At 67.9% G+C, this 7,532-nt stretch carries 7 protein-coding genes and 2 pseudogenes; 4 read left to right on the forward strand and 5 right to left on the reverse strand.

What is annotated here, in order from left to right:
- Positions 1 to 513: 513 nt before the first annotated feature.
- Positions 514 to 675 (forward strand): annotated as a pseudogene (locus J7I98_RS39045) (transposase); the annotation flags it as partial.
- Positions 676 to 682: 7 nt separating this feature from the next.
- Positions 683 to 1,000, forward strand: a pseudogene (locus tag J7I98_RS43205) (IS3 family transposase); the annotation flags it as partial.
- A 94-nt stretch (positions 1,001 to 1,094) separates the two neighbouring features.
- Here J7I98_RS43205 and J7I98_RS41960 read toward each other — a convergent pair.
- From J7I98_RS41960 to J7I98_RS39060, 3 genes are all read right to left on the reverse strand, one after another.
- A complete protein-coding gene (locus J7I98_RS41960; RefSeq protein ID WP_251021855.1) occupies positions 1,095 to 1,301 on the reverse strand; it encodes a hypothetical protein in 207 nt (68 codons plus the stop codon).
- A gap of 135 nt (positions 1,302 to 1,436) precedes the next feature.
- A complete protein-coding gene (locus J7I98_RS39055; protein ID WP_214929813.1) occupies positions 1,437 to 2,963 on the reverse strand; it encodes a SpoIIE family protein phosphatase in 1,527 nt (508 codons plus the stop codon).
- 888 nt (positions 2,964 to 3,851) lie between these two features.
- A complete protein-coding gene (locus J7I98_RS39060) occupies positions 3,852 to 4,439 on the reverse strand; it encodes a TetR/AcrR family transcriptional regulator (protein WP_214929814.1) in 588 nt (195 codons plus the stop codon).
- Between the two features lie 119 nt (positions 4,440 to 4,558).
- Here J7I98_RS39060 and J7I98_RS39065 point away from each other — a divergent pair, with 119 nt between their 5' ends.
- A complete protein-coding gene (locus tag J7I98_RS39065; protein WP_214929815.1) occupies positions 4,559 to 4,705 on the forward strand; it encodes a hypothetical protein in 147 nt (48 codons plus the stop codon).
- Complete coding sequence (locus J7I98_RS39070) at positions 4,702 to 5,229, forward strand: hypothetical protein (protein ID WP_308378105.1); 528 nt, start codon at positions 4,702 to 4,704, stop codon at positions 5,227 to 5,229. The genes J7I98_RS39065 and J7I98_RS39070 overlap by 4 nt, the downstream gene beginning before the upstream one ends.
- Before the next feature lie 148 nt (positions 5,230 to 5,377).
- Here J7I98_RS39070 and J7I98_RS39075 read toward each other — a convergent pair whose 3' ends face one another.
- Entirely contained in the window at positions 5,378 to 6,100 is a 723-nt protein-coding gene (locus J7I98_RS39075; protein WP_214929816.1) for a hypothetical protein, read from the reverse strand.
- Between the two features lie 841 nt (positions 6,101 to 6,941).
- Positions 6,942 to 7,352, reverse strand: coding sequence for a four-helix bundle copper-binding protein (locus J7I98_RS39080; RefSeq protein ID WP_214929817.1), 411 nt, complete (start codon positions 7,350 to 7,352; stop codon positions 6,942 to 6,944).
- Between the last annotated feature and the right edge of the window lie 180 nt (positions 7,353 to 7,532).

Here is a 7,532-nt window from a genome sequence, read left to right on the forward strand (position 1 = left end):
CCGTTCGGGATGTCCGCAGCGACCAGGTATGAGTACAAGACTCACTCATGGTCACTTAATTGGAACGGTCGGTCAGGACCTGGACGTTCATGCCGTCGCGCTTGTGTCCCCCGGGACGTGCGCTGTGAGGTGCTTGCTGTTCGAGTGGAGGTGAAAGACCACCACCACCGCCGTCCTGTCGCAGCAGGGCGGTTGAAGCTGGAGGCAGCCTGATCCGGGAGGTGCCGGGGAGTGCGGAAGCGGCCCCGACGAAGCCGGGACGTGTCAGGACTGCCAGATGGTGCGGGTCCGGCGAGCGAGATGGAAAGGAGTACGCGAGGAGCCGGCGTCTACGCCTCCTTAGGGCACGCCAGCTCGAACCTGGTGGATTGAGGTTCCCCCGAGATGCGGCGGGAGGTGACAGCGGGTCAGATGGGTCTCATGAGAGGACCTTTGGCCATGGCTGCTCCGAGGAAGTATCCGCTGGAGTTGCGGGAGCGTGCGGTGTGGATGTAGCGCACGACCGAGCCGAGGCCGGTGATCAAGCGGCTGGCCGTCGAGTTGGGTGTGCATCCCGAGGCCCTGCGCGGCTGGATCCGCCAGGCCGAGGCCGATGCTGGTGAGAGCGATGACCGGCTGACCACCGCCGAACGTGAGGAGCTCGCGGCCCTGCGTAGGGAGAACGCGCAGCTCTAGCGGGCGAATGAAGTGCTGCGGACGGCGTCGGCTTTTTTCGCCGCGCAGCTCGCCCCGACCCGGCTCAGGTGACGGCGCTCCTCGACGAGCACCCGTATCTGGGGGCGAGCCGGTCCTGCGGGAACTGCACATCGCTTCGTCCACCTACTACCGCTGGCGCCAGCAGGAGCAGGAGCCGTGCGAGCGGCGGCGCCGTGACGCGGAGCTGACCGCGCAGATCCAGCGGATCGCCGATTCCGGCGGCATCTACGGTTCCCCACGCGTGCATGCCGTCCTGAGGCGCGAGGGTGTCCACGTGGGCCGCAAGCGGGTCGAGCGATTGATGCGCGAGGCCGATCCGGGCGTCAGTGCCCGTCGTAAGGGTTTCACCCGCCGGGATCCGAAGGCCACCCTCGCCCCGGACCTGGTGAACAGAGACTTCACCGCGCCCGGTCCGATACGCGCGGCTCGACGACGACGCTGCGTTCACCGACGGGCAGATCGGCCAGCCGCCGCAGGTGGTAGCCGTGCACACGCTCTGAGGGCGAGCCGCGGCCCGGACACGCTGCCTCCAATGCCCGAGTACCGGCCCGCACGCGTATGACCTGGCCCTCCACCAGCACGTGATCGACTACCGCTGGATCCATTTGCGGGAACAGCGTCTTCACGACGTTTGGGGCACACGACCACTACCCTGCCAACACTGACGCTCCGTCATCACCGCTTTCGTGCCAGAGCCAAGGGAAAGACACTCCCTTCTCATAGCAAAGCCAGCGTCTCCTTCAACAAGCTGAACCTGACAGGGAACCCGCTGGACAGGTGCTGGCCCTGGCGATGAGCAGCGCGACGTCGTCGTGGTCGCCGGGGTGGCGCAGGGTGTGCAGGAGCAGCTCGCAGGTTTCGTCCAGGGAGCGATGGGGGTCGTCTAGGAGGGCGAGCAGGGTGTCCAGGCATGCGTCGATGGGCCGGTCGCGCCTCTCGACCAGCCCATCGGTGTACAGGATGAGCTGATCGCCCGGGTCCAGGGCGAGCGTGGTGGTGTGGAAGGCGACCTTGCCGACGCCAAGCGGTGCCCCGGTGGGCAGGTCGAGCAGTTCGTGCTGTCCGTCAAGGCGGAGGAGTACTGGGGGCAGGTGGCCGGCGAGGGAGATGTGGCACTGCGCCCTGTGCGGGTCGTAGACGGCGTAGACGCAGGTGGCGATGGTGTCCTGCTCCAGGCGCTCGGTGGTGTGGTCGAGGTGCTGGAGGACCTGGGCGGGGTCGAGGTCGAGGCCGGCCAGGGTGCGGGTGGCGGTGCGGAGCTGGCCCATGGTGGCGGCGGCGCTGACGCCGCTGCCCATGACGTCTCCGACGACGAGGGCAGTCTTGTCGCCGCCGAGCGCAATGACGTCGAACCAGTCGCCGCCGATCTCGCTGGCCGCGTTGGCGGGCTGGTACCGGGAGGCGACAGCCAGCCCCGGCCGTTGCGGTGGCGGGTGGGGTAGCAGGCTGCGCTGGAGGGTGAGCACGGTGCGTCGTTGCTCCTGGACGGCACGGTGCCGCTCGGTGACGTCCACGCTGGAGGTCACCACCCCCAGTACCTTCCCGTTGGGCGCTTCCAGCCGGTGGAAAGAAATCGACCAGGCATGCTCGTTGTCCGGGTCGGCCGGGGTGCGGCCTCCGATGTATTGGTCCAGCACAGGGGTGCCCGTAGCCAAGACCTCGCGCATCGTCGCTTCGAAGGACTTGTCCAAGAACGGCAGCACCTCGTGGACGTGCCGGCCCACATGCTCGGCGGCAGGTACACCGTTCATCCGCTCCTCCGCCGGATTGACCGAGACGTACCGAAGGTCGGTGTCCAGCACACCTAGTCCGGTTGGCGACTGGGACACCAGTCGGGCGGACAATGCCAGATCCCGTTCGACCTGCCGTAGCGTTGCTTGATCCGCGGCAAGACCCAGGGCGTAGTAGTCCCCCTCGTCGTCCAGCAACCGCATGTTGCGGAACTCCACCAGCCGCGTGCTGCCGTCCTTGTGCCGGACGGGGAAGACTCCGGCCCAGCTGCCCCCGCCTTCCATGACCTGAGCGAACATGTCCAGCACCAGCCCCTGGTGCTCCTCATGGACCAGCAAGCGGCCCGCGAACTCGCCCAGGGCCTCCTCGGCGCTGTAGCCGAACAGGTCCTCGGCCTGCGGGCTCCAGAGATCGATCCTGCCCTCGGCATCGAGGAGAACGGCCGCCACGCTCAGCACGTCGAGGAGGCCACCTGACGCGGCGGGGACGGTCCCAGCCTGGCCGGGTTCGTCCCGGAAGGAGTTGGTTGGGCTCATCCCCGGCACTCCTTCCGACCGCCGCCGCAGCTTGCTGCCTGCTGTCGACTCGGGCCCGCGCCTCGTCGCCCGTCCCTCAGGCTCCTCCATCGTCTCCCCGCACCCCCTGACCATGCACCCCCCAGCCTCCGCTGCCGCGCGCTATCCGATGGGCGAGCAGATGCGTGGACTCCCAACGGAGCCGCCGCAGAATACGGTGCTCATTAGCGGCTGACCTGGGAAGACGCTCCACGGCTCCACCCTCGGGCGAAGAGGGCGGGGCCCTTTTCATCGGTAAGGCACTCCGCTGCTCGCCTCTTCAAATCCCTCGGCGCTCCAGACCGCAGCCTGCATCGATGCTCTCGACCAGGTCTTTGTGGGGTTCGCGGAAGGGCGCGCGTGGACCCGTAGTGGACACGGAGGGGACGGAAGGATCAGGAAAGACCAGGAAGCCCACGGGCGAGACCGGCAACGTGTAGCCCTCTGACCTGGGAAAATGGGAAAATCAAGGCAGGGTCGGGAAGATCACGGACGATCCTCAAAGGACTCATAATCCGTCGGCCCGTGAGTTCGAGTCCCACCCGTCGCGCTGGCTCGCAGGTCAGAAGAGTTGTTCTGACCTGCGCTTTTGTCGTTCTGTCCGCTTGTGCTCGCCGGTCTCTCGGAAGCTTTTGGTGGTCGGTAGTGGCCCAGGGGGCAAAGTAGGGGACAAGTCCCGCCCGATATCGCCGATTTGACTCATGATGGTCCAGGGTCGAATCGGAACGAGATGTGGGCGTGGTGAAACAGCCCGTACTGGAACGGACCATGCCGACGTCTGATGGACTTGGGTAGGCGTGGGGCGCCGCGCGGACTGACTTGGGTCGTGCGGCGCCCGGCGCGATTACCGCTACCGCCGAGGCGTGAGCGTCAGCGATGGCTTCGAGGAAGCGGAACCGGGCGCAGGCCGTCGAGGGTGACGGCGACCAGGCGGGTCACCGCGGCCTGGGAGGTCAGCGCGGCTGCGGCGGTCAGGGCGTGGAGGCAGTACTGCGCGAGTTCGGCGGGCGGTACGTCGGAGCGCAGCTCACCGGCCTCGGCGGCCTCAGAAACCAGGTGCTGGAGCATGGCGTGCAGGTGCCGCTCGGTATGCGTGATGTGCTCGCCCTGGTGCAGGAGGGCCGCGAGTTCGCCGCCGTGCCGCTGCCGGGCGATGCCCGCGTACGCCTCCAGCACCGCCTTCAGGCGCTCCCTGGCGGTGCCGGTCTGGTCGCGGATGCCCGCGAGCTCCTGGAGATGGCCGGCAACCTGGCGCTCGTGCCAGGCCAGCAGGACGGCTTCGACGTCGGAGAAGTACTTGTAGAGCGTCGCGCGGCCGATGCCGGTCTGCTCGGCGACCTGGGACATGGTCACCGACCGCAGGCCCCCCTGGGCCACCAGCTTCGCGGTGGTGTCCAGGATCGCCTCACGCACAGCGGCGCGGTGCGCGTCGATCGTCTCGTTCCACAGCTTCGGCACCCACTCAGGATACGGGCGTCCACGGGCGATACACTCAGTTTTAAGTAGAGACAGAGTGTATCGATAAAGTGGACGGCGTGGTTCTCTCTGGGCCCACACCCGGACCCGTGGAGGGCGTCATGGCAGGCTCACCGAATCGTCACGATGATGACGGCGAGGGGGCGCCGCGCTGGGTGAAGGTGTCCGCGGCGATCGCCGTCGTCCTGGTCGCGGTGTTCGTGATAGTGCACTTGGCCGGCGGCGGCATGGCGGGGCACACGTCGTGACCCTGTTCCCGCCGCGGCTACGGAAGCTGACCCTTACCCTTCACGTCACCGCCTCGGTCGGCTGGCTGGGCGCGGTCGCAGCCTTCCTCGCCCTCGCCGTCGCCGGGCTGACCAGCACCTCACCCCAGACCGTGCGGGGCGCCTACCTGGCCATGGACGTGGTGGGCTGGTACGTGATCGTCCCGTTCAGCGTCGCCTCCCTGCTGACCGGCCTCGTGCAGTCACTCGGCACGGTGTGGGGGCTGCTGCGGCACTACTTGGTCATCGCGAAACTTCTGATCACCGTGATCGCGACCCTTCTGCTGCTGGTCCACATGCAGCCAGTCGGCCACCTCGCCGATGCGGCCGCCCGGGCCGCCCTCGCCGGCGGCGAGCTTCAGGGCATGCGCATCCAGCTGGTCGCGGACGCGGCCGCCGCTCTGCTGGTGCTCCCCGCGGCGGCCGCTCTGTCGGTGTTCAAGCCGCGCGGGGTAACCCGCTACGGGCGCCGACGCCCGCGCGAGCAGATCCCGCAGCCGCGCTGAATCCCTCACGCGGAGGGACACAACCAGCAGGGACCCGCGCGTGCCCACCTAGCCGCTCACCGCGGACAGGCTGGCCGTCCCTTGCCTGGCCGCGCAGCCTCAGACTGCCGGTGTTCGCCTGACTGTCTTATCACGGAAGCAGGTCGGCTCAATGCTGGTGTCCGTCGTCGTGCCCGGGCTCCTTGCTGGGGTGGGTGTCTTTCGGAGAGGCGGTGGGCTTGGAGGCCGGTTTGGTGGTGTCGCTGCCGTGGTCATCGTCTTGGCCTTCGTCGCTTCCCTTCTCGGGAACGACATCGCTGTGGCTGTGTCCACCTCCAGGCCCCTCGGCCATGGTGGGAGCGATGTGGCGCAGGCCCAGGAAGGTGAGGGCCGCGACTACAAGGACGGCAAGACCCATGAGGCCGAAGATACGCCGCCACGGCCTCTTGTCTTCCTTCAGGAAGAAGGCGACGAAGGACAGGACGATGCCCAGCGGTATCAGCACGGCACAGCGTTCTGGGAGGTCTGCGAAATGCTGCATACCGCCGCTGAGCATGCCCAGGCCGAACGAGAGCATCGTCGAGGTGCCGAGCACGCGCAGTATGCGTGACAGGGGCTGCCTCTCGGACGCGAGCACGATGTCGTTGAGGACGGTCGCGAGCAGGAAGACCAGCACGCCGGACGCGGCGATCATCGAGTAGCGGGTGGGGGCCATGGGGTGGTGGACGACGGCTCCGCTGATGAGGCCGGCGCCCACGTAGTAGCCGACGTAGCCGAGGTAGCGCCACGGCAGGGAGGCTTCCCGCTTCCTTTTGGAGCGGCGGTGGCCTGGGGTTGGCTGTGAGGGGGTTGAGGGCGGGGTCGTCGTGGCGAGATTGGGCGAGGAGGACAAAACGGACCTACAAGGGAAGTTCAGTGGGGCCTGGGGCTCTCAACGAGACAGGCGGGCAGGACGGGGCCGAAGATCGGACTCGTTGGGACAGCGCAACTTGAGCCGGCCATGGCTCCTCGCCGCACGCCACCGCATGGCAGCAGAGGCGCATGACGGCAGGGCGCATGGCAAGGCATTGCCGAGCCGCTGCTGGTGCACCGGCGTGGCTCACGGGTGTGGCTCAACAGGTCGTCGACCGGTTGGCTGGCGTGAAGGCTTAGATCCGTAGGACCGCTGAGTCCGGCACGGGGGCAGAGGCCAAGAGGGCCGTGACAGGTCGAGCGGCGCCGAATGCATACGCGTACGGAGGCCGATGAACGGCATGGGCCTCGCACGGGACGGGTAGCGCAGCGCCCTGTTGGGGCTGACCGGACACACACTGGTGAGCCGCGTGATCGGGCTCCGGAGCATCCTGGTGGTCGGTGTGCCCCTGGCCGGAGTGCGGGTCGGGTGCCTCGTGGCTGTGTCCGGCGGGATCGGGGTCCTGAACGTTCAGGGCTGCCGTGTTGGTCGGCGCCCCGAGATGGGCGTGGCCTGCGGCGCTCTCCGCGCTGACACCGTGGGTGTACAGCAGGGTGAGGAGAAGCGCGGCCAGCACCCACGTTCGCCACGGGCCCGCTGCACGAGAGCGGGACCGCGGCGCGCTACGGGTCGCCCGGGCCACAACCATGCCGGGGAGCATAGCGTCACGTCGGCCGTGGACCTCCTATGGGGCGTGTGTTCTCTCGGACGATTGGGTCCGTGGCTCCCGAACTGCCGGGCAGGGTTTCGGTTTTCAGCCGGGACAGATGACGGGCGAGCGTCAGCCGAGTGAGGTGATGAGGTCGTTGCACGCTTGCTCGCAGCTTCGACAGGCTTCAGCGCAGATACGGCAGTGTTCGTGCATGTCGGCATGCCCGGCGCATTCGTCACCGCAGGCTTTGCAGGCGGTGGCGCAGGCGGTCAGGATCGCGCGGGTGATGTTGGCGTCGTAGCCGGTGTGCCGCGAGAGGACTGCCGCGGTGGCGGTGCAGATGTCGGCGCAGTCCATGTCAGTGCGGATGCACTTGGCGAGATCGCCCACCATGCCCTCGGACAGACAGGCGTCCGCACACGCCGTACACGCCTGCGCGCAGGTAACGCACGCCTCGATGCAGGAGGTGAGCTTGGCCTGGTCAATGTCACCGAGGTCAGCGGGGTAGGTGGCGAGCATGTCCTTGACGGTGCTGGACATCAGAATGCCTCCCTCTCCACGGGGCCGGCAGCCCTGGGCGGCCGCCTGGAACCCCCGGGTACATCTCCAGCTAACGCCCCTGATTACGAAAGCGCCCGGCCGTACCTTCACGGTGCGGCCGGGCGTGGCGTCGAGCGGCTGTGGTCAGTGGTAGGCATTGAGGTGCCCCCCGGAGTGTGG

Source organism: Streptomyces sp. ISL-98 (assembly GCF_018614055.1).
Lineage (GTDB): Bacteria > Actinomycetota > Actinomycetes > Streptomycetales > Streptomycetaceae > Streptomyces > Streptomyces spiramyceticus.

What these genes read in the sequence shown, in the direction of transcription:
- J7I98_RS41960 (WP_251021855.1), bottom strand. Translation starts at nt 1,301, where the DNA reads ATGGATCCAGCGGTAGTCGATCACGTGCTGGTGGAGGGCCAGGTCATA.
- J7I98_RS39055 (WP_214929813.1), bottom strand. Translation starts at nt 2,963, where the DNA reads ATGAGCCCAACCAACTCCTTCCGGGACGAACCCGGCCAGGCTGGGACC.
- J7I98_RS39065 (WP_214929815.1), top strand. Translation starts at nt 4,559, where the DNA reads ATGGCAGGCTCACCGAATCGTCACGATGATGACGGCGAGGGGGCGCCG.
- J7I98_RS39080 (WP_214929817.1), bottom strand. Translation starts at nt 7,352, where the DNA reads ATGTCCAGCACCGTCAAGGACATGCTCGCCACCTACCCCGCTGACCTC.